A 22,621-nucleotide genomic window follows, 5' to 3' on the forward strand; every position below is an offset into this window, starting at 1 on the left:
GCAATGGAACGGACCCTATCGATTGTGAAGCCCGACGGAGTGACCAAAAATCTCATCGGGGAGGTGATCAAGCGCTTCGAAAACAACGGTCTCAAGGTGATCGGCCTGAAGATGATCCACCTGGACAAGAAAGAAGCCGAGGGTTTCTACGCCGTCCATCGGGGCAAACCCTTTTATGAAAGCCTCACCCGGTTCATGTCGTCGGGGCCATCGGTCGTGATGGTCCTCGAGGGAGAGGAGGCGATCTCGAAAGTGAGGGCGTTGATGGGAGCGACCGATCCCTCCAAAGCCGAAGAGGGGACCCTCAGGCGACAGTATGCTTCGAACATCGAACAGAATATCGTTCACGGCTCCGACAGCCCTCAGACCGCTTCCTTTGAGATCGGATATTTCTTTAACGCCCTGGAGATTTTCCCCTCGCGATGACCGAAAAGATCGATCTCAAGAACCTCAGCCCCTCGGACTTGGAGGGGCTGGTCGCCACCTATGGGAAGGAGCGCTATCGAGCCACGCAGATCCTTAAGTGGCTCTATCACCACGGGATCCGCTCCCTCGAGGGGATGACCAATCTTTCGAAAACCCTTCGCCATGCCCTGGGCCAAAGAAGTTTCATCTCCTCTCTTCACCCTCTCCACGTGGAAGAGAGCCGGGACGGAACGAAGAAATTCCTCTTCCAACTTGAGGATGGCCATCGAATCGAGAGCGTCCTGATCCCTGACCAGAGACGTCTGACCCTCTGCATCTCCACCCAGGTGGGCTGTGCGATGGGTTGCCGATTCTGCCTCACGGGCCGGATGGGATTCAAGAGAAACCTCACCACGGCCGAGATGGTCAACCAGATTCTCGCGGTAAAAGAGACCTTGCCGGAGAAGACCGCCCTCACCAATATCGTCCTCATGGGGATGGGGGAACCTCTGGCCAATTATGAAAATACCCTGAAGGCGATACGGCTGATGACCCATCCCGAGGCCTTCAACTACTCTTCGAGGAGGGTGACGCTTTCCACGGTGGGGTTGATTCCTGAGCTGGAGCGACTCTCCCACGAAGAGGTCCGCTTTCGGCTCGCCCTCTCCCTCAACGCCACGGACGAAGAAACCCGAAGTCGTTTGATGCCCATAAACCGAAGGCATCCCCTGAGCAAGGTCCTCGAGCTCTGTCGGAGATTTCCCCTTCCTCCAAGGGCCCGCATCACCTTCGAATACGTCCTGATTCGAGGGGAGAACGACTCGATCCAAGATGCGAAACGATTGGTTAAGCTCTTGAAAGGGATTCCCTCCAAGGTCAACCTCATCCCCCTCAATGAGGCGCCGGGGATTCCCTTCAAAAGACCCTCGGAAGAGACCCTCGAAGGGTTTCAAAAGGTTCTTTTGGAATCTGGCCTGACCGCCATCGTCCGCAAGAGCAAGGGCTCGGACATCTCCGCTGCCTGTGGCCAACTCCAAGGGAAGTTCCCGAGAAAGTCGGAGGCTCCCCACAGGTCAGAAGAGGAAGAAAAAAGGGGTTGCGACTCCGTCGCAACCCCTTGAAGGATTGGTAGCGGGGGGTAGATTTGAACTACCGACCTTCGGGTTATGAGCCCGACGAGCTACCGGACTGCTCCACCCCGCGATCGAACCTAACATTAAAAGATTCCTAAAATTTTGTCAAGGGCCACCGGAGGCGGGTTTCTTGACATCGCCTTTCCCCTCCCCTTAGAATAACGAAAGACACGATTTCCTTGCAGGGCGCGAAGGTCGATGAACAAAACCGCCTCCTTTTATCTCCTCCGGGAGATCTCCGCCATCTTTCTCATCGGGCTGATGACCATCACCGTCATCCTCCTCATGGACAAGATCCTGAAGCTGATCGAGCTGATCGTGACCCGGGGGGTTGGCTTTTCTCACCTCCTCAAACTCCTCCTCTTCATCTCTCCCTCCTTTCTCGTCTTTACCGTTCCGATCGCCTTTCTCCTGGCGACCCTTCTGGCCTTCGGGAGATTATCGGGCGATAACGAAATCACCGCTTTCAAGGCCTCTGGGGTGAGCCTCTTTCAGCTCTACCTCCCCGTCTTCCTCTTCTCCGTAGGCGCCTTTCTCCTCACCGCCTTTCTCGTCCTCTACGGACTTCCCTGGGGGAACCGGGGGTTCAAGGCAACCCTCTTTCATCTCGCCCAATCGAGGGTAGATGCGGATATCAAAGAGAGGGTCTTTAACGACGCCTTCGAGGGATTCGTCATTTATGTGGATCGGGTTCCCCTCCAGGGGAGAAAGATCGAGGGGATTCTCATCCACGACGAACGGGATAAAGAGAAGATCCATACGATCTTTGCCCAGGAAGGATTTCTTGTGAACAACCCCAACTCCCAGGAGGTCATCCTTCGCCTCCTGAAGGGAGATATCCACCGGTATGAGCCGAAAACGAACACCTTTCAAAGGATGAGATTCGACACCTACGATCTCAGGCTGGAGCTCTCGAAGACCTTCGCGGCCCTGGGAAGAAAATTGAAAGAGCATGAGATGTCGGTCGATGAGATCAAAAGCCTGATGGCGAAAAAGAGGGCCTTGGGAGAAGATACGACCTCCCAGGAGGTGGAACTTCAGAAACGATATGCCATCCCCTTCTCTTGCCTCGTCTTTGGCCTGCTCGGCGTCCCCCTCGGCATACAGCCCCGTCGGTCCGGCCGATCCTACGGGTTCCTTCTGACCCTGATCCTCCTTTTGCTCTACTATATCTCCCTGACTGCCACCGAAATCTTCGCGCTCAAAAAGGCCATCCCTCCGTTCTTGGCCGGATGGCTTCCCAACCTGTGCTTCGGGGCCCTGGGGACCTATCTCTTCATCCGAACCGCCAAGGAGGTTCCCTTCCGGCCAGCCCTCTATATGGCCGAAGCCCTCGACTGGCTCCAGAGGAAGTTGAAAGGAGACCGGCAGGATGTTTGAAACGGGATGGATCCTTCAACGATATGTCCTCCGAGAATACCTGAAGGTCCTCCTGCTCAGCCTCTCCGGCCTCATCCTGATCTACCTGGTCGTCCTCTTCTTTCAGAAGATGGACACCTTCGTCAAATACCAGGCCCCGTTCCCTCTGATCTTTGAATATCTCCTCTACAAGAGCCCGGAGGTCATCTTCCAGTGGACGCTCCCCTATGCGGTTCTGCTTTCGACCCTCATGACCCTGGGAAATCTCTCCCGGCACAACGAGATCACGGCCATGAAGGCCGGTGGCATCAGCCTTTACGGGATCACGATCCCGCTCTTCCTCTTTGCCCTCCTGACCAGCGCGGTCTCCTTCCTGGGCAATGAATATCTGGTGCCCTACACCAACCAGAAGACACGCCATCTCCTTTCTGTGAAGGTGAGGAAGGAAGAGCAGACCAGTTATTTCAAAAATTATAAAATTTGGTACCACGGCTCTTACGGCATCTTCAATATCCAGCTCTTGGATCCCAAGGAGAGGGTCCTGAAGGGGGTTACCATCTATCAGTTCGCCTCTCCTTTTCGCTGTATTCGGAGGATCGACGCCCGGGAAGCGAGGTGGGACGATGGGAAGTGGACGTTCCATCTGGGGGCGGTCCGCGAGTTTCAGGAGGACGGGACCATCCAGACCCTCCCCTTCAAAAGCCACTCCTTCGATCTTCAGGAAGATTGGGACACCTTCCAAAAGATCGAACAAAAATCAGGAGAAATGAGCTATACCGAGCTCAGCGCCTATATCAAGAGGATTGGCGCGGCAGGCTATGATACGACGAGATATCGGACAGATCTCCATGCCAAACTCTCCTTCCCCTTCTTAAACCTGGTCATGGTTCTGATCGGCATCCCCTTCGCCCTGCGAACCGGCCGCTCAGGGGGGATGGCCTTGGGGATCGGGGCCAGCGTCGTCATCGGGTTTACTTACGGGATCTTTTTCTATGTCTTCCTCAACTTCGGGAAATCCGGGATCCTCCCGCCCCTGCTCGCCGGATGGACGCCGACGAGCCTCTATGGCCTCGCGGGCCTCTTCGCCTTGATGAGCCTCCGCCAGTAGGCCGCCGCCATCGCAGCATCGCAGGGCTGGCGGCCTTGGAAGAAAGTCAGCTCAGGGGCTGGCCAGCTCATTGAAGAAGGTGTTGAGCTCACGGAAGGTGTCGGTCAAAAAGAGGAGGCCGATGAGGATCAGGAAGATCCCGCTTGCCAGGGTGATCCATCGCATATACCGTTTGACCCAGTTGAAGACCGAGAGGAAAGAGTTGAAGGCCAGGGAGGAGAGGAGGAAGGGAAGGCCGAGCCCGAGGGAGTAGGCCGTGAGAAGGAGGATGCCCGTCGTCATTTTTTGAGCCGTGCTGGCATAGATGAGGATGGTGGAGAGGATGGGGCCGATGCAGGGCGTCCACCCCGCTGCAAAGACCACGCCCACCAGGAAGGAGCCGAAATAGCCGAGGGGCTTCTTCTTCATTTCGAATCGCTTTTCCGCCTGAAGAAAAGGGATCTGGACGAGGCCCGTAAAATGGATCCCCAGGAGGATGATCAGAATCCCCCCTCCCCTCATGATCCAGGACTGATATTCCACCAAGATCTGACCTAAATAGGAGGCGGAGGCCCCCATGAGGATGAAGATCGCGGAGAACCCCGTGATGAAGCAGAGGGAATGGAGCAAGGTCCTCCATCGAATCCGGGTGCCCTGGCTTTCATCCGACAGATCCTTGAAGGAGACGCCGGTGATGTAGGTCAGGTAAGAAGGAACCAGGGGGAGGACACAAGGCGACACGAAGGAGAGGACGCCGGCGGTGAAGGCAATGAGGGCGGAGATGTCCTGCTGGGGCTGCATGGGAATCGATTCCATTTTAATACAACCCTCGATGGAAAATCAAAGCCCCTTCCTCGTTGACAAGAGGAGGGCGAGGTGGTAAATAATAGTTAACTTTTTTCAGGAGGTAGGTTATGGCCATCTTGGATGTCAGCGTCGTTCCCATCGGAACTCCGGGCACCAGCCTCAGCCCTTATGTGGCGGAGTGCGTCAAGGTTTTGCAGAAGGAGAAGAAGATCAAACATGAGCTCACCTCCATGGGGTCGAACCTCGAGGGCGACCTGAAGGATCTGATCCGCGTGGTGATGAAGATGCATGAAACTCCCTTCAAAAAGGGAGCCAAACGGGTCCTCACCACCATCCGGATCGACGACCGCCGGGACAAGAAGGGTACGATGGAGGGAAAGAAGAAGTCGGTCGAAATGAAGCTGAAAAAGAGGTGATCCATTACCTCAGCGAGAGGAGGTCCGCCCATGAAGATCAAATATTACGGCCATGCCGCTTTTCTCATCACCTCGGACCAGGGGACGAAGATCATCCTCGATCCTTATGAGCCAGGGGCCTTCGGGGGACAGCTCTCCTACGGAAAGATTCCGGATTCGGCCGACATCGTCCTCACCAGTCACGACCATGCCGACCACAACCACACGAAGGGCCTTCCCGGAAATCCGGAGGTGGTCAAGGGAAAAGGCGTAAAGACGGTCAAAGGGATCTCGATCAAAGGCGTTCCCACCTATCACGATCCCTCCAAAGGGAAGGAGAGGGGGGAGAACGTGGTCTTCAACCTCCTCGTCGATGGCCTTCAGGTCTGCCATCTCGGAGACCTAGGCCATGTCTTGGAAGAAAAGGAGCTCCAGGAGATCGGGCCCGTCGATATCCTCCTGATCCCCGTGGGCGGCTACTTCACCATCGACGCAAAAGAGGCGACCCAGATCGTCAACCGGATGAAACCGAGGGTGGTCATTCCCATGCATTTCAAGACGGAGAAGTGCGCCTTTCCGATTGCACCGGTGGAAGATTTTCTGAAGGACAAACCCTCCTTCAAGCGGGCCGGGAGCAACGAGATCACTTATAATCAGGCCTCCCTGCCGGCCCAGACGGAGATCGTCGTTCTCGACCCTGCCCTATAACCCTCGGGGGCTTCGAGGTCAGAACCGACCAGACATCGAGGCATGGAATCCCGGGCACTCCGTCTCCTCCTGTCCTCGGAAGAAATCGCTCGGGTCGTGAAAGACCTGGCAGATCGAATCTCCCTCGATTACGAGGGGAGGGAGTTAATCCTCGTTTGCATCCTCAAGGGAGCCTTTCTCTTCCTTTCGGATCTGATTCGCCTGCTCCGAATTCCGGTGAAGGTCGACTTCGTCCGCCTGGCCAGCTACGGGTCGGGCACCACCTCCTCGGGCAACGTGGAGATCACCAAAGATATCGAAATCCCCGTCGAGGGAAAGGATGTCCTCATCGTGGAGGATATCGTAGACAGCGGACGGACCCTCCGTTTTCTCAAAGATCGCCTCAAGCTCTCCCGGCCCCGATCGGTCAGGATCTGTGCCCTTCTCGACAAAAAGGCCCGAAGAGAGGTCGATGTCACCGTAGACTATGTCGGGAGAGAGATCGAGAACGTCTTTGTCGTCGGCTACGGCATCGATTTCAATGAGCAGTATCGCAACCTCCCAGAAATCTACTACCTCACATCCTCCCCAGGGGATGGGCCGTAGGTCGGTCGCCCTCTTTCTCCTCGGCCTCCTCCTATTGGCCTTCTTTCCCGATTCGGTCTTTTCACAATCTCGCGGCAAGAACCTCGACGAGGGTCAGCTTTTCCGGGAGGGGGAGGAACTCCTTTCAAAAGGAGAGGTCGAGAGGGCCCTATGGCGGTTCAAAAGGTTGATCGCCGAACATCCCAAAAGCCCCCTCATCCACGAAGCCAAATTCAGGATGGGCCTCTGCTATACCCAGTTGAAACGGCCCAAGGAGGCCCTCCGGATCTTGAACGAGCTCCTCCCTACCTTCATGACCCCTCAACGGATGGTCCAGGTCTTCACGCTTCTCGGTGACAATGCCCTCGAAATCAGAGATCGAGCCCAGGCCCTCTCCTGGTACGAGAAAGGCCTTCAGGTGTCCGGGCAGCCCCAGGAGGAGTTGAAGCGGAAGATCAGGGCCATCATCGATTCGATGGAGTCGGAGGAGGAGCTCAACGAGGTGGAGTGGGGCCATCGCGGGACCTACGCCGGGGGTTATGCCAAATGGCGATTGGCCCAGAAGGCGAAGCAGTCGGGATACGAGGCGATCGCCAAGAAGCTTGTGGCCGAGGTCGAGCGTGAGTACTCCAGGATGGACTATGTCGCCCAGAGGAGAGAAGGGATGGAGGCCCCTCCCCCCCCAAACAGATCGAAATACCACGTCGGTGTCCTTCTCCCTTTAAGCGGCATCCATAAACCCTTCGGCCACAAGGCCCTCCAGGCCATTCAACTGGCTTTTAAAGAGAAGGGCTCAAAAGAAAAGTTGGCCTTCGCATCGCTGATGGTTCGCGATACAAAGGGTGAGCCGGCTGAGGTAGAAAAAGGAATCGACGAACTGGTGAGGCACGAAAAGGCGATCGCCGTCATCGGACCTTTGCTCAGCCTCGAGGTGGACCGGGCGGCACGGAAGGCCAGGGAGCTTAAAGTCCCCCTGATCAGCCTTTCCCAGAAAGGACCTATGGAGGGCCGGGGAGACTTCGTCTTCCAGAATTCCCTCACCCCCGAAGATCAGGTCCAGACCCTCGTCGCTTTTGCAATCCAAGAACTCGAACTGCGAAGCTTTGCGGTCTTCTATCCCAATTCGCCCTATGGGCATCATTTTAAGAACCTCTTCCATCAGGAAGTCGGCCGGAGAGGCGGCCGGGTGGTAGGGACGGTCATCTATCAGGAGGATCAAACCGACTTTAGGCAGGAGATCAGGGGCTTCTTCAGGGTGGAGACCCTCCCGAAACAGGGAGAGGGAAAGCGAGCAGAGGCGTTCAAGCAAGGGGTCTTCGTCGATGGGCTCTTCGTGCCGGATTCGGCCGATCGGGCCGGGACGATCCTCGGCCAGTTGGCCTATTATGAGATCAGGGGGACCACTTTTTTGGGAACGAACGCATGGAACGGACCCGACCTCGTCAAGATGGGGGGGAGAGGCGCGGAAGGGGCCTTTTTCGTCGATGCCTTCTCGAAGACGCCCTCTGTGAAATCCTTCGTCGAGGAATTTCTGAGAGAGTACCAGCGGGAACCAGACACCCTCGAGGCCCTTGCCTTCGACGGAGCAAACCTCTTGAGAAAGATCCTCCAGACGAAATCCCCCTCCTCCCCCCAAGCGGTGAGAGACGAGCTCCTGAGGTCCGTGGGCTTCGAGGGAGTTTCCGGCTTAAAAGGATTTAACGGGGAGGGCAAGGCGATACGGGTCCTCTCGATCTTAAGGGTAAAAAACGGGCGAATCGAACACTTCTCGCCCTGATCCGGTTCAAAGGTTGGGACCTTTGTTTCAGATCGACAAGCCCCTCCACCCGTGGGAAGTAAGCACCGGGGAAGCGATTCGGATTCAAGAGAGGCTGAGGTGCCTCGTTGAGATTGAAAATCGCTTTTCGACCCTCAGGACGATCGGAGGCGCCGATGTGGCCTACGCGAAGGAGGAAAAACGGCTCTCCGGCGGAATCGCCGTCCTCTCTCTTCCCGAGCTCGAGCTCCTCGATTGGGCAAGGGCGGAGGGCCACATCACCTTCCCATATCTCCCTGGCCTCTTCAGCTTTCGGGAGGGACCGATCCTCCTCGAGGCCTTCAAAACCCTTAGGGTGAGGCCAGACCTCCTCCTCTTCGAGGGCCACGGCATCGCCCATCCGAGGCAGTTCGGATTGGCCTCCCATCTGGGGCTCTGGCTCGACCTTCCCACCATCGGTTGCAGCCGGAACTCCCTGCTCGAGGATTACGAGCCCCCTGGTCCCTCAAAGGGGGATTTTTCTTGGGTCTACTTGCGGGGAAAGAGGGTGGGTGCCGTCCTCAGGACGAGGGAGGGAACCAAACCGATCTTCGTCTCTCCTGGCCACCGGGTCGATCTCGAGACCTCCGTCCAGATCGTCCTTGGAGTCTCCCCCAAATATCGAATCCCGGAGCCCCTGAGAAAAGCCCACCAGGTCTCACGAGGGGGAGGATCGTTCAACCCTTGAGATACCTCTCCAGCCGGTTCATCCCCTCGACGAGGTTTTCCATGGAATTGGCATAGCAGAAGCGGAGGTAGCCCTCCGCATTCGACCCGAAGTCGATCCCGGGCGTCACCGCCACCTTGGCCTTCTCGAGGATGTCGAAGGCGAATCGGTAGGAGTCCTGTGAAAATCTTTTGGCATTGGCCAGCACATAGAAAGCGCCCGTGGGCTCGACCGTGATGCCGAAGCCAAGCTCCTTCAAACGTGGAATGAGGAAACGTCTCCGCTGGTCATAGGTCTTCCGCATCCTCTCGACATCCCTCCCCGCCTGCTTCAATCCTGTCAAGGCCGCCCACTGGGCGAAGGCGCTGGCCGAGATGAAGAGGTTCTGCTGGATCTTCTGCATGGGCCGGATGAACTCCGGGGGCGCGATCAGGTACCCCAGCCTCCATCCCGTCATCGCATAGAGCTTCGAAAATCCATTGATGACGAAGGCCCGATCGGTGAATTCAAGGATGGTGTGGGCCTCGCCCTCGTAGACGAGGCCATGGTAAATCTCGTCGGAGATGATGTAGGGAGAGAATCGGGCGATCCTCTCCATCCGCTCCGGTGACATGACGTTGCCGGTGGGATTGGAGGGAGAGTTGATCAAAATGCCTTTCACCCTCGGGCCCAGTTTCTCCTCGATCATCTCCGGTAGGTACTGGAATCCCTCTTCCTCTCGGACGTCCACGAAGAGAGGCCTTCCGTCCACGAAGCGGATGATGTTGGGATAGCAGGGGTAGTAAGGGTTGGGGAGGATGACCTCGTCTCCCGGATCAAGCAAAGCGGAAAAGAGAAGGACCATGGCCGGAGAGGTCCCCGAGGTCACCAGGATCTGCCCGGGAGAGACCTTCACGCGATACTTCTTCCAGTAGTCCTCGGCGATCGCCTCCCTCAACTCGAGGAGGCCAAGGCTGTGGGTGTAATGGGTCTTTCCCTCGCAGATGGCCCGATAGCCGGCCTCGCTGATGCACTGCGGTGTATCAAAATCGGGCTCTCCGACCTCGAGATGGATGATGTGCTCCCCTCTCCTCTCCATCTCCTGGGCCTTCTCCAGGACGTCCATGACGATGAAGGGCGGGATCTCTTGGGCCTTTCTCGAAACCATTCTTCACTCCTCGAGAGGTTATCTTTGGCCAACAGGGACGATCCTGACCGGGTCCCCTCTCCTTCCTTTTAACCTCTCCTGGGCGCTTCCCTCCCTAACGGCGATCTCAAGGAGATCGCTGCTTCCGAAGAGGGCCATCAACTCCCCCTTTTTTCCTTCCCAGTAGGACGTCCGAATCCCCTCGATCTTTCTCTTCGAAACGCTCAGCCGGATGGGGCCTCCACCGGAGAAGTCGAGCAGGGTGGCGCGGTCGATGTTGGTGATGAGGTTTCCGAAACGGTCGACATGGATCACCTCTCCGGTGAGGGTCCTTCCCCTCTGTTGTGGAACGGGAAAGCCGAGGTCCTTCAGGGAATGGGCCTCCCTCCCGAAGGCCTTGGGAGGGACGCCGAGGGTCAGGTGGCCGGCGACTGGGGAGAAGATATCCCTGCCGTGAAAGGTGCTGCTCACCCGTGGGAGGAAGAACCGTTTTTCCGTGAGGATATAAGCCTCCTTCATCCTCTCTTTTCGAAGGACGAAGCCGAAAAGGCCGTTGTCAGGCCCCACGAAGAAGTAGCGTTCGGTGACGATGAGGACGGGATGCCTCTTGCCTCCCACCTCCGGATCCACCACGGCTACGTGAACCGTGCCCTCTGGAAAGTAGGAGAAGGCGTTGGAGAGGACGAAGGCCCCCTCCACCACATCCTGCGGAGCGATCTGGTGGGTGATGTCGACCACCTGGCACCGCGGATTGATCCCGAGGATCACCCCCTTCATGGAGGCCACGTAAGGGTCCTTCGTTCCAAAATCGGTAAGCAGGGTGACGATCGGGTGCCGAAAGGCCTTCATCTCCAAGCGAGCCTCTTCAGGTTTCTGAAGAAGGGTGGCTTGATCAACCCTTTCTCGGTAATGATGGCCTTGATGAGGGGATGGGGGGTGACGTCGAAGGCAGGGTTATAGGCCGGGACCTTTGACGGAGCGATCCTTTTCCCGTCGATTCGGGTCACCTCTTCCTCGGACCTCTCCTCGATGGGGATCTCCCTTCCTGACCGGAGACGGTGATCCAGGGTGGAGCTCGGCGCAGCCACGTAAAAGGGAATCCGGTGCCAAGAGGCGAGGATGGCCAGGCCGTAGGTTCCGATCTTGTTGGCCGCATCCCCATTGAGGGCGATCCGGTCGGCCCCGACCAAAACGAGATGGACCCTCTTCTCCTTCATGAGGACGCCTGCCGCGCTGTCGGTGATCACGGTGCAGGGAATCCCCTCCTGGGAGAGCTCCCAGGCCGTCAGCCGCGCCCCCTGAAAGAGGGGACGGGTCTCGTTGACGTAGACATGGAATCTCTTTCCCCCGGCCCAGGCCGCCCTGATCACCCCGAGGGCCGTTCCGTAACCGGCGGTGGCCAGCGCGCCCGCGTTGCAGTGGGTGAGAACGCCCTGTCCGTCTCGGACGAGTCCCTTTCCATTTTCCCCGATCTTCCGGTTCACATTGAGGTCTTCCTGGTAAATCCGCAGCGCCTCCTCCACAAGCTGCGATTTCAAATCGTCTAATTCGAAGGGGCCGGGTCGTTCGAGGACCTTCCTCATCCGCTCGATGGCCCAGAAGAGGTTGACGGCAGTGGGCCGGGTCCGAGACATCATCCCGCAGGCCTCTTCAACCTCCCTCCTCAAATCCTCCAAACGAACCGCCTGGCTCTTTCTCGCGGCAAGGGCGATACCCATGGCCGCCGCCACTCCGATGGCCGGAGCCCCTCGGATGGCCATCTCTTTGATGGCCATGGCCACGGAGGCCGGCTCTTTACAGGAAAGATAGCGGACTTGGGCCGGAAGCCTCCTCTGGTCGAGGATCTTCACGGCGTCGCCCTTCCATTGGATCGTTTGAAAGCCCATGACCCCTCACCTCCCGGAAGAGAGGCCCATCCCTGGAAGAACCTTCCTCAATCCTTCAATCTCTTCCGGAGGAGCTCGTTGACCAGCTTCGGGTTGGCCTTGCCCTGGGTCTCCCTCATCACCTCTCCCACGAGGAACCCGAAGACCTTCTCCTTTCCTTTCTTGAAATCTTCGACCAGTTTCGGGTTGGCTTCGAGGACCCTTCCGATCGCCCTCTCGATCGCCTCCGGGTCGATGATCTGGACCCAGCCCCTCTCCTTGACGATCTTTTCGGGAAGCTCGCCGGTCCGGTACATCTCGACAAAGACCTCCTTGGCGATCTTGCCGCTGATCGTTCCGTCCTTGATCATGGCGAGCATGGCGGAAAGGTGAACCGGGGTGACGGGACACTGATCGACGTCGCGATCGTCCTGCTTCAGGGCCCTGAGCAGATCTCCCATCATCCAGTTGCTCACCGTCTTCGGATCCGGAAAGAGCCGGACCGCCTCCTCAAAATAGTTGGCCAGGGCCTTCGTGGAGGTCAGGATCTCGGCGTCATAATCGGGGAGCCCGTAGTCCCGGACAAAGCGTTCTCTTCGCTGATCCGGAAGTTCCGGAAGGCTCCGGCGGATCTCTTCGATCCATCGCTCGTCGATCTTGAGGGGGACGAGGTCGGGATCGGGGAAATACCGGTAGTCGTGGGCCTCCTCCTTCCCCCTCATGGAGACGGTGATGTTCTGGTTGGCATCCCAGAGCCTCGTCTCCTGGACGATCTCCTCCCCCTCTTCGAGCAACCGGATCTGCCGGGCGATCTCGTATTCGAGGGCCTTCTCCACGTGGCGGAAGGAGTTCATGTTCTTCAACTCCGTTCGCGTTCCGAAGGCCGCCCTTCCCTTCGGCCGGACCGAGACATTGGCATCGCAGCGAAAGGTCCCCTTCTCCATGTCACCCGTGCAGACCTCAAGATACTGGAGAATGGCCCTCAGCCTCCTCAGATACTCACCTGCCTCCTGGGGTGAACGGATGTCCGGACCGCTTACGATCTCGACCAGAGGGACGCCGGTGCGGTTGAAGTCGACGTAGCTGAAACGGGCGGTCTCGGCCGTCTCCCCGTGCTTCAGCTTGCCCGCATCCTCCTCCATGTGGATCCGCTGGATCCGGATCCTCTTCTTCGCACCCTGGACGTCGATCTCGATGTAGCCATCCAACGCCAGGGGATGCTCGTACATCGAGATCTGATACCCTTTGGGAAGGTCGGGATAGAAGTAGTTCTTCCGGGCGAAAAGGCTGTAAGGGGCGATCCGGCAGTGGGTGGCCAGACCCAGTCGGATGGCAAACTCGACGGCCTTCCGGTTGATCACGGGAAGCGAGCCAGGCTGCCCCGTGCAGACCGGACAGGCCTGGCTGTTGGGCTCCTCCCCGAAGGCCGTGGAACAGCCGCAGAACATCTTCGATCGTGTAAGAAGCTGGGCATGGACCTCAAGGCCGATGACGGGCTCGTATTCCACTTCGTTACCTCCTCGGACTGCCCCTAAACTTATAATATGGCCCTTCCCTTGTCAATCGGTCGATTTGACAATGGTAAGGGATTCCTTTACCCTAAAGGCGATGTTAAAAAGGAGTCCCGTTCCTCCCTCCTTCTCCCTGGTCCGAAGGGGAAAAAGCTTCCTCCTCCTCCACGACCGATTCAGAGAGCTCCTCCTCAATAAAGGGGTTGAGGATCCCGAAACCTTTTGTAAGAATTCCCTTCGACCGTTGACCTTTCTCGGCGGAAGAACCCCCCACCCGGTCATTGACCTCGGGGAGGGCCTCCGGATCGTCCTGAGGAAATACTCCCACGGAGGGCTCCTAAGGTTGCTCACGGGAGAGATCTTTCTCTTCGGGGCGAGGTCTTTCAGGGAACTCGTCCTGACCGAAGAAGTCCGGGCCACCTCCATTCCGACGATCCAAGCCGTCGGCGCCATCCATCGTGTGATCCTCTGGCCTTTTTACCGGGCCTTTCTCCTATCCATGGAAGTCGAGGGTGCCAGGGACTTATTCGACTTCCTTTTGGCGATGAGGGGATCCGCCTCGCCAGAGGCCCTGCGCCGTAAGAGGTGGATCATCCGATCCGCTGGCCTGCTCCTCCAAAAGTTCCACAACGAGGGCTTCTACCACAGGGACCTCCAGCTGAGAAACCTCCTCGTGGCAGGCGATCAGGTCCTGATCATCGATCTCGACCGCTCCGGCCGGAAAAAAGACCTCTCCCTTCGGACCCGAATCAAGAACCTCCTCCGCCTCAACCGCTCCATCGATAAGGGGAAAAGTTTTGGCCTGCCGGTGACCCGAACGGATCGATGGCGTTTCTTTTTGGCCTACGGGGGTGACGATCCGCGACTCCGGAGTGCGATGAAACGGGCCCTCCGGGCCTATCGCCTCCACCTCGCGCTCCATCGAACAGGCTGGCTTCTAAAGAGGAGGATAGGGGTCAGTAACGGGAGGTCCCCATGCGGAGAAAATCCCTGAGGGGTTGGGTGATCAGGTTGGACTGGAAAGAGTAGAAGTGGTCGGCTCCTTCGAGGATGGTCAGGGATTTGGGCTCATCGAGGGTTTCATACCACTGCTTCAAACGGGAAAGGGGGCACCATTCATCCCGATCCCCTGCAAGGATGAGCTTCTCTCCCTTAAACCCTTTGAAATAGCTGAAATCGTAAATCTCCAGAGGAGGGGAGATGGCGACCACCTTTCTCACCCGCGGGTCATTCATCGCCACGGGTAGGCCGACCCAGGCCCCGAAGGAGTAGCCCAAAAAGGACAAGGGGACGTCTCGGCGATTGAGGGCCGAATGGAGGAATTCGATGGCCGAGGCCACATCCTCCTTTTCCCCTATGCCCTCGTCATAGTTCCCCTCGCTCCCTCCCACACCCCTGAAGTTGAAGCGAAGGGTCGCATATCCCTCTTCTCGAGCCGCTTCGCAAGAGACGGCGATGACCCGGTTGTGCATATCCCCTCCGTAAAGGGGATGGGGATGGCAGAGGACCATGCCACCTTTCACCGAAAGGGCCTCCCCCAAACTGAGGAGGCCCTCCAGGCGGATTCCGCGGCAAGGGATCGTGACTCTTTCTTCTCTGACCATCGATCCGTTAAACATCCTCCCCCTTCATCTTCTTTGGAGCCTTCTTCTTTCCCGATTCGATCTGGCCTTCGATCTTCTCCCCGATCCACTCGAGAAGGGATCTCAGAATCTCCAGAAATCGGACCTCGAAGCGGGTGACCTCTTCGCTCTCGATCCGTTCGTTGATCTCCTTGAGCCAGCCGTCGACTTTGATCTTCAGCTGCTTCATCAGCTGGACATAATGGGAATCCTGAGGCTCTTTTTCTTCCTCCTGCGCCCAGGCGATTCCAAGGGGGAAGGCCCTCGGTGCGGTTTGAAAGGCGGAAATAAGGGACGAGGTCACCCAAAGGAGGACGAGAGGAAAGAGAAGCGAGGGGCGGACGATCCGTTTTCTCATTAGAACCCCTTCCCTTCTTCGAGCGGGCTCAAAAATGATGGTGGGCGATGCGGGAGTCGAACCCACGGCCTTTGGTTCCGGAGACCAACGCTCTATCCAGCTGAGCTAATCGCCCACCTGAAATATTCTTTAACAATTTCCGAAGGGCCTGTCAATCCTCCGAGAGGTCTTCGTTCTGATCCGCACCCTATCGGGGTTTTGGTCGAAGACAGGGCCTGGGTTTCATCCTCAGGGGAAAATTTTTGGCTACCCCTTTGACCTGTTTAGGAAACCGTGGCCCCATGGGGTCCGGGAAATTCCCTCAAAGGGGTTATAAAAACCTATAGGTATCCTTTATCCCTTAGGTGAGCCGTTATTTTGAGAACCAATGTTTCGGCTTCGTTTTTAAGACGAAGGAAGTCCTCTTTCGTGAAAAGATACGAAAGATTGTAGTCGGCCTCCTCTCGATATTTCATAAGCTTCGAATAAGTGTGGGCATCCTCTGCCCCAAAAACCCCAGTCTTAACAAAATGGAGGCTGAATAGGCGAAGCGCCCCTTCATGGCTCCTGGGTTCGAGCCCTTTTGTCAGAAGCAGTCCCCGGACATGATAGAGGAGAACATAATAGAGTTTTGAAATCGCATCCTTAATGAAGCCGTTGGCGAAGAGAAGATCTGCGGCTCTCTGAGCCTCCCTGGCTTGGCCCATATCTTCTTCGATGTTAACTTTCTTATTCCTCTCGATCACAGAGGGACTCCCTCTCTCTCGATGTCGAGGGCGATCCTCCGTTCCCTTTCCTTCAGACGGACGAAGTCCCCCTCCGACATTAGAAGGACCGATAGCACCCTTTCATGTTTTAACTCCCAGGCCGCAGCCACATCGTAAATTTCGTCCCTCAATTCTGGAGACCATTGACGGACGATTACGGCTAAATCGATATCCGACTCCTCCTCGAAATCGCCCCTCGCCTGCGAACCGAAGAGGATGACCTTGAGGATTTGATCGCCGTATCGCTTTTTCAGGGTCTCTTTAAATTCTATCAGGATCGTCCGGTCGAGATCCATCTTTTCACGCCCTGGGACATTATAATGGAAGCGGGGAAGGCTGACAAGGAATATCCTCCGGATAGGATCAGGAAGGGGTTGACAACAAGAACGGGATTTCTATGATAATCGAACAGGGGAGGTGATGGGATGAAACTCTACCTCGTTCAACACGGAGAGGCGAGGCCTGAAAGGGAGGATCCGGAGCGATCCCTTACGGACTTCGGAAGAGACGAAATCCAGCGCGTCTCAAGGGTGGCCAAACTTATGGGGGTCCTCCCAGCGGTGGTCTATCACAGTGGAAAACGACGGGCCAGGCAGACGGCGGAAATCTTGGGTGAGGCCTTGAATCTCCCCCTCAAGCAGGAAGAAGGCCTCAATCCCAACGATCCCATCCAGCCCTGGGTCGAAAGGATCTCGAGGGAGAGGAGGGATCTTATGATCGTTGGCCACCTCCCCTTCCTCGATCACCTCGCCTCCTTCCTCATCTGTGGGAACGAAAAGGCCAGGGTCATCCTCTTCCGTTACGGGGCGATCGTCTGTCTCGAACAGAAGGAGGATCAGGGATGGGCGATCCGCTGGGTCCTCAGCCCGGAAATGATCCCCTGAGAGGTTCAGGCCTCGAGGGGTTCGAGGACGATCGTCACCTTTCCGTCGGGCAGGGTGAAGGGGGAGGCCTTCATCTTCATCCCCACCCTGAGCTTCTTCACATCCACCTTCGGGATCCAGCCCATCAAGGTCAAGCCGTTCTCCACCTGAAGGAGGCCGATCGGACAGGGTTCGAACTGGACACTCGAAAAGGGCATGAGGGGCTGTCGGACAGCGAAGTGCTCCGGCGGGACATGGATCCTCGTGAACGTAAGCAATCTCCCCTCGGCCCCGATCTCCCTCCACTCCATCTCGCTCTCCATGCAGGAGGGACAATCGGCCTGGGGAGGATAGAACCGCCTTCCGCATCGCTTGCACAAGGTGGACATGATCCTTCCTGCGGCAAGATCGCTGGCGAACCGGCCCACCTTGGTCTGGTTGATAAAAAGGGAGAAGTCCTTGAACTCCATCTCACTGCCTCCTGAAGATGTGGACGAACGAGACCTGTCCGGATCCGCCCACGTTGTGGGTGAGGCCGATCTCCGCATCCTTCACCTGCCTCGGCCCGGCCTCCCCCCTCAACTGCTTCGTGATCTCGATCGCCATCGAGACCCCCGTGGCGCCGAGCGGATGGCCTTTGGCCTTCAAGCCCCCATCGACGTTAACCGGGATGCGGCCGCCGAGGTAGGTCTCTTTGGCCTCGATCAGCTTCCCTCCCTCGCCCTTCTCGCAGAAGCCCAGGTCCTCGTAAGCGACGATTTCGGCGATCGTGAAGCAGTCATGGACCGTGGCGACGTCGATCTCCGAAGGCCCCACGCCCGCCATCTTGTAGGCGACCCTTGCAGCCTCCCGCGTTGCCTGGAGGGAGGTCAGGCTCTTCCGATCCCCTATCCTCATGGTGTCAGTGCCGCATCCGAGGCCAACCACCCAAACTGGCTTCTCAGAGATCGACTTTGCCTTCTCCTCCGACGCAAGGATCAGGGCCGCTGCCCCGTCGGTGATCAAGCTACAGTCATAGAGCTTGAGGGGATAGGCCACGGTGAAAGAGGTGAGGGCCTTTTCGAGGGTGATCTCCTTCTGCATGTGGGCATAGGGGTTGAGGCTTCCGTAATAATGGTTCTTGACCGCCACGGCCGCCAGCTGTTCCTCGGTCGTTCCATACTCTGCCATATGGGCGTTGGCGATCATGGCATAATAGCCCGGGAAGGTCGTCCCGAAGGGATACTCCCAGATGGCATCTCCCGCGCGGCCCATGATCTCCGTGGCCATGCTCGTCGGCACCTCGGTCATCTTCTCGACTCCCACCACAAGGACGATGTCGGCAAGCCCCGAGGCAATGTGCAACCACCCGGTTCTCAGGGCGGCACTGCCGGTCGCACAGGCGGCCTCGACCCGATAATTGGGTTTGTGATGAAAACCGATATAGTCGTGGACTTGAGCGGAGGGTTGAATCCCGAAAGAGAATTCATCGCAGGCCACCCCGGTCACCATGCTGTCCACGTCTTTCAGAGAGAGTTTCGCATCCTCGAGGCAGGCCTTGACCGCCTCGAAGACCATCTCCCGGAGAGAGGCATCCGACCTCACCCCGAACTTTCCGTGTCCGATCCCGACCACCGCCACCTTTCTCATCGCATCCCCATCCTTTCCGTTCCCCTTTTTATTAATGGCGTCACGTCTAAGGCTTCCCGTATAACTCCTTCACCTTCGGCCGATCGATCGACCCGTCCTCCCTTTTGGGCAGGGCCTCCACGAACTGAACGTATCCCGGTTTTTTATAGCGGGCAATTCTCCCACCTACAAAATCGATCAACTCCTGGGCGGTCAGGCTGGCCCCGGGTTTCAAAACGCAGACCGCCTTGATCCCCTCGCCGAACTTCGGATCGGGGACGCCGATGACCGAAACCTCCGCCACGGCCGGATGTTCGAGGATCGTCTTTTCGACCTCCACGGGATAGACATTTTCCCCCCCGGGCTTGATCAGCTCCTTCTCGGCCTTCCTCCCTGCAAACCAGAGGTATCCATCCTCATCGAACCGGCCCGCATCTCCCGTATGGTGCCATCCCTCCCGGAAGGTGTGCCGGTTCAACTCCTCTTCGCCCCAGTATCCGAGGAAGACCAGGGGACCCCGAACCACGATCTCGCCCACCTTCCCCGTCTCCACCTCTTTGTCAAATTCGTCCACGATCTTGATGTCGGCCAGGGGACCGGGCTTGCCCGCACAGCCGGCCTTTTCGAGATTGGAACAGACGCTCGTCAAGCCCATCGTCTCGGTCTGCCCATAGACCAGCCAGAACTGGCCATGGCCGAGCTTTTCGAATCGTTTGATCGTCTCCTGAAGGTCGATCCCGAAGACGTGCTTCAACGTGGAGAGGGAGCATTCTCCTTTGGCTTGTTCATCGAGGAGCTGGAGGAGGATGGGCGGAAAATCTCCGATCATCGTGATCTTCTCCTGATCGATCATCTGGCCGGCCACCTTCGCATCGAACTTCGACATCATCACATTCCTTCCGCCCACATGCAGGATGACCAGGGCTCCGAAAAGGCCTGCGATGTGAAAGAGGGGGAGGATATGGAGGTAGGAATCCTCCCGGGTGAGGCCCATGATGGCGATATTCTGCATCGTCAGGGCGATCAGATTGTGGTGGCTCAAGACCGCGCCCCTGGGTTTCCCCAAGACCGCGGCGGTATGGATGATGAGGAAGGGATCGTCCCCTCCCACTTCCGCAGGTTCCGCAGGTTCGGCTTGGAGGAGGCTCTGGAAGGGGGTGTACCCCTCTGCCCCGCTTTCGAAGGTCACGAACTCTCTCAAAAAGGGGCAGGAGGGTCGAAGTTCGTCGATCATCTTTTGAAAATCGGAATCGACGACGATCATCACGGGTTCCGTGTTCGTCAGGTTATACTTGACCTCTTCGGCCGAAAGCCGGAAGTTGATCGGGACCAGGATCGCTCCTGCGGAGGCTGCCGCTCCCATCAGCGGAAAGAAGTGGGCATGATTTTTGGCCAAGATCCCGATCCGGTCGCCTTTCTTGATGCCCCTGGCCTTCAGCCCTCCTGCCACCGCATTGGCCTGGTCGAAGAGCGCCCCATAGGTCACCTTCTCGGCGCCGGACTGAAGGGCCACCTGGTTCTTAAAGAGCTTCGCATTCCTCTTAAAAATATTGTAGACGGTGAAACTTCGAAGCATCATCTCCTTGCCCCCCTCCTAAACGATTTTTCTTCGCTCTTCCTCTCTCAGTTCCCTTCTCAAGAACTTGCCCACCTTCGACTTCGGGAGCATGTCCCGGAATTCGATATATTGAGGAACCTTGTAAGGAGCCAGTTTCTCCTTGCACCACTTGATCAGCTCGTATCCGCTCACCCCTTTGATATCCTCTTTGAGGACGACAAAGGCCTTGATCCGTTCGCCCACCTTCTCGTCGGGGACCCCCACCACGCTGGCGGCGATCACGGCGGGATGTTCCTGAAGGACCCGTTCGACCTCGGCCGCCGCGATCCGATAGCCCTTGTGTTTGATGAGATCGACCGACCGATCCCTAAAATAGAGCCAACGGTCCGGGTCGACCTCCACGATGTCTTTCGTTCGATACCAGACCTCCCCCTCGATTTCGATGAAGCACTGAGCGGTCTCCTGGGGTTTGTTCCAGTAGGAGCGGACCGCATAGGGCGAGGTGGCCAGCAATTCTCCGGGCTCGCCAGGAGGGACAGGCTCCAGGGTGTCGGGATCGACCAAACGATACTTGCTTCCCGGCGAAATCTTCCCTGCCGCCCCTTCAGGTGGCACCCCGTCGCTGGCATAGCTGAGGGAGATGGCCCCACAGAGTTCGGTGGCTCCGTAACCCTGATAGAGGGGGATCCCGAACCGCTTGTACCAACGGTTGGCCACCTCGGTCGGAAGCACATCCCCTCCCGTGCCGCAGTACTTCAGGGAACTCAGGTCGTAATAGTCCAGCCGATCGTGCTCTAAGATCATCCGGTACAGGGCAGGGACGGCAAACATCCGTGTCGCCCGGTATCGTTCGATATGGTCGAAGAGGGCATCGAGGACCACCCTCGGCATGACGATGAGCGGCTCACCGGTGACCAGGAGGGGAGTGAACCCGTCCATCTGGCCGATGACATGGTAGAGGGGCGCGGCCAGAAGGGAGACTCCCTGTCCCAAGGGCACCACCGCCTCCGCGGCCCTGGCCCATTCACGGATTCGATAAAGAAAGAGCCCGGCAGAGAGGGGGACCCCTTTTGGAAACCCGGTGGTCCCTCCTGTATAGAGCATCACCGCGGTCTGTTCCGGCCTCCCTTCGTAAGCCGGAAGAGAAGCGAGCAGTCCCCTTTTCATCAAATCACGAAAAGAAATGAAGGCCTCGCCCTTCGGGATCTTCCCTTTCGGAACCCTGCCGAACCCTCGTCCGAAAAACCGCTTCCAGGCGGGCAGAAGTTCGACCATATTGGTGTAGATGACCTTTCGGATGGGGGTCTCGTCCAGGACATCGATGACGTAGCTCAGGTTCGTATCCATGCAGAAGATGATCTCGGCCCCCACATCGTTGGCCATATATCGAATGTCATAAGCGGTATAGACGGGCGCGACCATGACAGGGATGGCCTCCAACCGCTGAAGGGCGAGCCATGCGAGGATCGTCTGGGGGAGGTTGTAAAGATAGACGATGACCTTCTCCTCCCTCTTCACGCCCAGCTCGTATAGGCCAGCCGCCAGATGGGCGACCATGTCCTGAAGTTTGGAGAAGGTGTATCGCTCTCCAAGGAAAATGAGGGCGGTCCGGTCGGGGGATCGTCTGACCACCTCTTCGAAAGCCCCATAAGTAGTATGGGCCATCCCGTCCTCCATCGGCATCGCTCCTCATGCCCCCATGAAGGAGGATCTCACCTCGGGGTTTTCCCGCAATTCCTGACCTGTCCCTTGGAGGGTGAGCATCCCGTTTTCGATGATGTAACCGCGGTCCACGATGGGAAGCAGGGGCCTGGCGAACTGTTCGGCCACGAGCACGGTGATCCCCTCCTGCCGGATCTGCTTGATCGCCTGGATCAGACTCTTCTGCATGGCCGGGCTGAGGCCCAACAGGGGTTCGTCGAGGAGCAACAGTTTGGGCCGGGTCATCAGGGCCATGCCGATGGCCAGCATCTGCTGTTCGCCTCCGCTGCAGAATCCCGCCTTCCTCTTCCTGAGGGCCTTCAGGGGCGGAAAGATCTGATAGACGAAATCATAGGTCTTCTGAATCTCCTTGTCCTTCCTCAGGTAGGTGCTGATCCTCAGATTCTCCTCGACATCGCTGTCCGGAAAGATCGGGTGACGCTCCCGGCTCAGGGCGATCCCCTTGCGGATTCGCAGGCTCGGTTTGGTCGAGAGGATCTCCTCCCCTTCGAACCAGACCTCGCCCATGAGGGTGATCCTCTCCCCGCCCTTTCGTTCCTCCTTCACCTTCATGTCGATGATCAGGCCGGAGATCGTATTCATGAGGGTCGTCTTGCCCGCGCTGTTCGATCCCAAGGCGCTGACGATCTCGCCCCGGAAGACCTCGAGGCTCAGGTCGTTCAAGGCCAGGGCATTTTCAAAAAAGACCATCAGGTTTTTGACTTCGAGCATCCTCTCCATGG

General features: G+C 57.6%; 25 protein-coding genes and 2 tRNA genes. 11 read left to right on the plus strand and 16 right to left on the minus strand.

Annotated features, from left to right (window positions below; translation table 11 throughout):
• Nucleotides 1-3: 3 nt before the first annotated feature.
• Nucleotides 4-426, plus strand: coding sequence for a nucleoside-diphosphate kinase (gene ndk / locus N3G78_00865; protein ID MCX8116466.1), 423 nt, complete (start codon nt 4-6; stop codon nt 424-426).
• The gene (gene rlmN, locus N3G78_00870; GenBank protein MCX8116467.1) at nt 423-1,526 is read left to right on the plus strand and encodes a 23S rRNA (adenine(2503)-C(2))-methyltransferase RlmN; all 1,104 of its coding nucleotides are present in this window, start codon (nt 423-425) and stop codon (nt 1,524-1,526) included. Before ndk ends, rlmN begins: the two co-directional genes overlap by 4 nt.
• Nucleotides 1,527-1,531: 5 nt before the next feature.
• Here rlmN and N3G78_00875 read toward each other — a convergent pair.
• Nucleotides 1,532-1,608, minus strand: a tRNA-Met gene (locus N3G78_00875).
• 128 nt (nt 1,609-1,736) lie between these two features.
• Between N3G78_00875 and lptF the strand changes: the two genes are divergently transcribed.
• Both lptF and lptG read left to right on the plus strand, forming a co-directional pair.
• Nucleotides 1,737-2,918, plus strand: a complete 1,182-nt coding sequence (gene lptF / locus N3G78_00880; protein ID MCX8116468.1) for an LPS export ABC transporter permease LptF — start codon at nt 1,737-1,739, stop codon at nt 2,916-2,918.
• On the plus strand, nt 2,911-4,005 hold the full coding sequence (gene lptG / locus N3G78_00885) for an LPS export ABC transporter permease LptG (GenBank protein ID MCX8116469.1): 1,095 nt from the start codon (nt 2,911-2,913) through the stop codon (nt 4,003-4,005). The genes lptF and lptG overlap by 8 nt, the downstream gene beginning before the upstream one ends.
• A gap of 51 nt (nt 4,006-4,056) precedes the next feature.
• Here the strand turns inward: lptG and N3G78_00890 are convergent, their stop codons facing one another.
• A complete protein-coding gene (locus N3G78_00890; GenBank protein ID MCX8116470.1) occupies nt 4,057-4,800 on the minus strand; it encodes a cytochrome c biogenesis protein CcdA in 744 nt (247 codons plus the stop codon).
• A gap of 98 nt (nt 4,801-4,898) precedes the next feature.
• On the opposite strand from N3G78_00890, the gene N3G78_00895 reads away from it, so the two are divergent.
• The 5 genes from N3G78_00895 to N3G78_00915 are packed head-to-tail and all read left to right on the plus strand — an operon-like array spanning nt 4,899 to nt 8,941.
• Nucleotides 4,899-5,207, plus strand: coding sequence for an MTH1187 family thiamine-binding protein (locus tag N3G78_00895; protein ID MCX8116471.1), 309 nt, complete (start codon nt 4,899-4,901; stop codon nt 5,205-5,207).
• A 30-nt stretch (nt 5,208-5,237) separates the two neighbouring features.
• A complete protein-coding gene (locus tag N3G78_00900; GenBank protein MCX8116472.1) occupies nt 5,238-5,894 on the plus strand; it encodes an MBL fold metallo-hydrolase in 657 nt (218 codons plus the stop codon).
• Nucleotides 5,895-5,936: 42 nt separating this feature from the next.
• Complete coding sequence (hpt, locus tag N3G78_00905) at nt 5,937-6,479, plus strand: hypoxanthine phosphoribosyltransferase (protein ID MCX8116473.1); 543 nt, start codon at nt 5,937-5,939, stop codon at nt 6,477-6,479.
• Nucleotides 6,469-8,235: an ABC transporter substrate-binding protein gene (locus tag N3G78_00910; protein MCX8116474.1), complete on the plus strand. Its 1,767-nt coding sequence runs from the start codon at nt 6,469-6,471 to the stop codon at nt 8,233-8,235. The genes hpt and N3G78_00910 overlap by 11 nt, the downstream gene beginning before the upstream one ends.
• 22 nt (nt 8,236-8,257) lie before the next feature.
• Nucleotides 8,258-8,941: an endonuclease V gene (locus N3G78_00915; GenBank protein ID MCX8116475.1), complete on the plus strand. Its 684-nt coding sequence runs from the start codon at nt 8,258-8,260 to the stop codon at nt 8,939-8,941.
• On the opposite strand, the gene N3G78_00920 is transcribed toward N3G78_00915, so the two are convergent.
• The 4 genes from N3G78_00920 to gatB are packed head-to-tail and all read right to left on the minus strand — an operon-like array spanning nt 8,931 to nt 13,419.
• On the minus strand, nt 8,931-10,067 hold the full coding sequence (locus N3G78_00920) for a pyridoxal phosphate-dependent aminotransferase (GenBank protein MCX8116476.1): 1,137 nt from the start codon (nt 10,065-10,067) through the stop codon (nt 8,931-8,933). The genes N3G78_00915 and N3G78_00920 overlap by 11 nt on opposite strands.
• An 18-nt stretch (nt 10,068-10,085) precedes the next feature.
• Complete coding sequence (locus N3G78_00925) at nt 10,086-10,895, minus strand: SAM-dependent chlorinase/fluorinase (GenBank protein ID MCX8116477.1); 810 nt, start codon at nt 10,893-10,895, stop codon at nt 10,086-10,088.
• A complete protein-coding gene (mtnA, locus tag N3G78_00930; protein ID MCX8116478.1) occupies nt 10,892-11,932 on the minus strand; it encodes an S-methyl-5-thioribose-1-phosphate isomerase in 1,041 nt (346 codons plus the stop codon). The genes N3G78_00925 and mtnA overlap by 4 nt, the downstream gene beginning before the upstream one ends.
• Before the next feature lie 47 nt (nt 11,933-11,979).
• Nucleotides 11,980-13,419, minus strand: coding sequence for an Asp-tRNA(Asn)/Glu-tRNA(Gln) amidotransferase subunit GatB (gatB, locus tag N3G78_00935; protein ID MCX8116479.1), 1,440 nt, complete (start codon nt 13,417-13,419; stop codon nt 11,980-11,982).
• 100 nt (nt 13,420-13,519) lie between these two features.
• Between gatB and N3G78_00940 the strand changes: the two genes are divergently transcribed.
• Nucleotides 13,520-14,416 (plus strand): hypothetical protein, encoded by an 897-nt coding sequence (locus N3G78_00940; GenBank protein MCX8116480.1) that lies wholly within the window; start codon nt 13,520-13,522, stop codon nt 14,414-14,416.
• On the opposite strand, the gene N3G78_00945 is transcribed toward N3G78_00940, so the two are convergent.
• From N3G78_00945 to N3G78_00965, 5 genes are all read right to left on the minus strand, one after another.
• Nucleotides 14,379-15,026 carry an alpha/beta hydrolase gene (locus N3G78_00945; GenBank protein MCX8116481.1) on the minus strand — a complete coding sequence of 216 codons (648 nt, stop codon included), beginning with the start codon at nt 15,024-15,026 and terminating at the stop codon, nt 14,379-14,381. The two genes, N3G78_00940 and N3G78_00945, sit on opposite strands and share 38 nt — an antisense overlap.
• Nucleotides 15,027-15,033: 7 nt before the next feature.
• The gene (locus N3G78_00950) at nt 15,034-15,402 is read right to left on the minus strand and encodes a hypothetical protein (protein ID MCX8116482.1); all 369 of its coding nucleotides are present in this window, start codon (nt 15,400-15,402) and stop codon (nt 15,034-15,036) included.
• A 38-nt stretch (nt 15,403-15,440) separates the two neighbouring features.
• Nucleotides 15,441-15,517, minus strand: a tRNA-Arg gene (locus N3G78_00955).
• A 205-nt stretch (nt 15,518-15,722) separates the two neighbouring features.
• Nucleotides 15,723-16,127, minus strand: coding sequence for a HEPN domain-containing protein (locus N3G78_00960; protein MCX8116483.1), 405 nt, complete (start codon nt 16,125-16,127; stop codon nt 15,723-15,725).
• Nucleotides 16,124-16,444: a nucleotidyltransferase domain-containing protein gene (locus N3G78_00965; protein MCX8116484.1), complete on the minus strand. Its 321-nt coding sequence runs from the start codon at nt 16,442-16,444 to the stop codon at nt 16,124-16,126. Before N3G78_00965 ends, N3G78_00960 begins: the two co-directional genes overlap by 4 nt.
• A 129-nt stretch (nt 16,445-16,573) precedes the next feature.
• On the opposite strand from N3G78_00965, the gene sixA reads away from it, so the two are divergent.
• Nucleotides 16,574-17,032: a phosphohistidine phosphatase SixA gene (gene sixA, locus N3G78_00970; protein MCX8116485.1), complete on the plus strand. Its 459-nt coding sequence runs from the start codon at nt 16,574-16,576 to the stop codon at nt 17,030-17,032.
• Between the two features lie 5 nt (nt 17,033-17,037).
• Here sixA and N3G78_00975 read toward each other — a convergent pair whose 3' ends face one another.
• From N3G78_00975 to N3G78_00995, 5 genes are read right to left on the minus strand one after another with little or no spacing between them, the layout of a single operon-like run.
• Nucleotides 17,038-17,481 carry a Zn-ribbon domain-containing OB-fold protein gene (locus tag N3G78_00975; protein ID MCX8116486.1) on the minus strand — a complete coding sequence of 148 codons (444 nt, stop codon included), beginning with the start codon at nt 17,479-17,481 and terminating at the stop codon, nt 17,038-17,040.
• 1 nt (nt 17,482) lies between these two features.
• Nucleotides 17,483-18,640, minus strand: coding sequence for a thiolase domain-containing protein (locus N3G78_00980; protein ID MCX8116487.1), 1,158 nt, complete (start codon nt 18,638-18,640; stop codon nt 17,483-17,485).
• 46 nt (nt 18,641-18,686) lie between these two features.
• Entirely contained in the window at nt 18,687-20,195 is a 1,509-nt protein-coding gene (locus N3G78_00985) for an AMP-binding protein (GenBank protein ID MCX8116488.1), read from the minus strand.
• An 18-nt stretch (nt 20,196-20,213) separates the two neighbouring features.
• Complete coding sequence (locus N3G78_00990; GenBank protein ID MCX8116489.1) at nt 20,214-21,854, minus strand: acyl--CoA ligase; 1,641 nt, start codon at nt 21,852-21,854, stop codon at nt 20,214-20,216.
• Nucleotides 21,855-21,866: 12 nt separating this feature from the next.
• On the minus strand, nt 21,867-22,610 hold the full coding sequence (locus tag N3G78_00995) for an ATP-binding cassette domain-containing protein (GenBank protein ID MCX8116490.1): 744 nt from the start codon (nt 22,608-22,610) through the stop codon (nt 21,867-21,869).
• Nucleotides 22,611-22,621: the final 11 nt, after the last annotated feature.

It is taken from the genome of Thermodesulfobacteriota bacterium (assembly GCA_026415035.1).
Taxonomy (GTDB): domain Bacteria; phylum Desulfobacterota; class BSN033; order BSN033; family UBA1163; genus RBG-16-49-23.

What these genes read in the sequence shown, in the direction of transcription:
- ndk (MCX8116466.1), top strand. Translation starts at nt 4, where the DNA reads ATGGAACGGACCCTATCGATTGTGAAGCCCGACGGAGTGACCAAAAAT.
- rlmN (MCX8116467.1), top strand. Translation starts at nt 423, where the DNA reads ATGACCGAAAAGATCGATCTCAAGAACCTCAGCCCCTCGGACTTGGAG.
- lptF (MCX8116468.1), top strand. Translation starts at nt 1,737, where the DNA reads ATGAACAAAACCGCCTCCTTTTATCTCCTCCGGGAGATCTCCGCCATC.
- lptG (MCX8116469.1), top strand. Translation starts at nt 2,911, where the DNA reads ATGTTTGAAACGGGATGGATCCTTCAACGATATGTCCTCCGAGAATAC.
- N3G78_00890 (MCX8116470.1), bottom strand. Translation starts at nt 4,800, where the DNA reads ATGGAATCGATTCCCATGCAGCCCCAGCAGGACATCTCCGCCCTCATT.
- N3G78_00895 (MCX8116471.1), top strand. Translation starts at nt 4,899, where the DNA reads ATGGCCATCTTGGATGTCAGCGTCGTTCCCATCGGAACTCCGGGCACC.
- N3G78_00900 (MCX8116472.1), top strand. Translation starts at nt 5,238, where the DNA reads ATGAAGATCAAATATTACGGCCATGCCGCTTTTCTCATCACCTCGGAC.
- hpt (MCX8116473.1), top strand. Translation starts at nt 5,937, where the DNA reads ATGGAATCCCGGGCACTCCGTCTCCTCCTGTCCTCGGAAGAAATCGCT.
- N3G78_00910 (MCX8116474.1), top strand. Translation starts at nt 6,469, where the DNA reads ATGGGCCGTAGGTCGGTCGCCCTCTTTCTCCTCGGCCTCCTCCTATTG.
- N3G78_00920 (MCX8116476.1), bottom strand. Translation starts at nt 10,067, where the DNA reads ATGGTTTCGAGAAAGGCCCAAGAGATCCCGCCCTTCATCGTCATGGAC.
- N3G78_00925 (MCX8116477.1), bottom strand. Translation starts at nt 10,895, where the DNA reads ATGAAGGCCTTTCGGCACCCGATCGTCACCCTGCTTACCGATTTTGGA.
- mtnA (MCX8116478.1), bottom strand. Translation starts at nt 11,932, where the DNA reads ATGGGCTTTCAAACGATCCAATGGAAGGGCGACGCCGTGAAGATCCTC.
- N3G78_00940 (MCX8116480.1), top strand. Translation starts at nt 13,520, where the DNA reads ATGTTAAAAAGGAGTCCCGTTCCTCCCTCCTTCTCCCTGGTCCGAAGG.
- N3G78_00945 (MCX8116481.1), bottom strand. Translation starts at nt 15,026, where the DNA reads ATGGTCAGAGAAGAAAGAGTCACGATCCCTTGCCGCGGAATCCGCCTG.
- N3G78_00950 (MCX8116482.1), bottom strand. Translation starts at nt 15,402, where the DNA reads ATGAGAAAACGGATCGTCCGCCCCTCGCTTCTCTTTCCTCTCGTCCTC.
- N3G78_00965 (MCX8116484.1), bottom strand. Translation starts at nt 16,444, where the DNA reads ATGGATCTCGACCGGACGATCCTGATAGAATTTAAAGAGACCCTGAAA.
- sixA (MCX8116485.1), top strand. Translation starts at nt 16,574, where the DNA reads ATGAAACTCTACCTCGTTCAACACGGAGAGGCGAGGCCTGAAAGGGAG.
- N3G78_00975 (MCX8116486.1), bottom strand. Translation starts at nt 17,481, where the DNA reads ATGGAGTTCAAGGACTTCTCCCTTTTTATCAACCAGACCAAGGTGGGC.
- N3G78_00980 (MCX8116487.1), bottom strand. Translation starts at nt 18,640, where the DNA reads ATGAGAAAGGTGGCGGTGGTCGGGATCGGACACGGAAAGTTCGGGGTG.
- N3G78_00985 (MCX8116488.1), bottom strand. Translation starts at nt 20,195, where the DNA reads ATGCTTCGAAGTTTCACCGTCTACAATATTTTTAAGAGGAATGCGAAG.
- N3G78_00990 (MCX8116489.1), bottom strand. Translation starts at nt 21,854, where the DNA reads ATGGAGGACGGGATGGCCCATACTACTTATGGGGCTTTCGAAGAGGTG.
- N3G78_00995 (MCX8116490.1), bottom strand. Translation starts at nt 22,610, where the DNA reads ATGCTCGAAGTCAAAAACCTGATGGTCTTTTTTGAAAATGCCCTGGCC.